The sequence below is a fragment of the Myxococcus sp. AM009 genome (genome assembly GCF_013372605.1).
Taxonomy (GTDB): Bacteria; Myxococcota; Myxococcia; order Myxococcales; family Myxococcaceae; genus Myxococcus; species Myxococcus vastator.
The window spans coordinates 1-229 of the sequence record NZ_JABXEP010000550.1; the positions used below are offsets into that span (position 1 = coordinate 1).

Annotated in this window: 1 protein-coding gene; it reads left to right on the top strand. The window is 72.1% G+C overall.

The genetic code is table 11. The features are described from left to right. Positions 1-229, top strand: a 229-nt coding sequence (locus HV824_RS36845; protein ID WP_176425390.1) for a hypothetical protein, incomplete at both ends; no start/stop codon positions are given.

Genomic DNA, 229 nt, shown 5'->3' on the forward strand with positions numbered 1-229 from the left:
CCGCTTCGAGCCGAGCCTCCTCCGCAAGTCGAGCCTCCTCGGCAAGCCGCTCCGCTTCGAGCCGAGCCTCCTCGGCAAGCCGAGCCTCCTCGGCAAGCCGCTCCGCTTCGAGCCGAGCCTCCTCCGCAAGTCGAGCCTCCTCGGCAAGCCGCTCCGCTTCGAGCCGAGCCTCCTCGGCAAGCCGAGCCTCCTCGGCAAGCCGCTCCGCTTCGAGCCGAGCCTCCTCCGC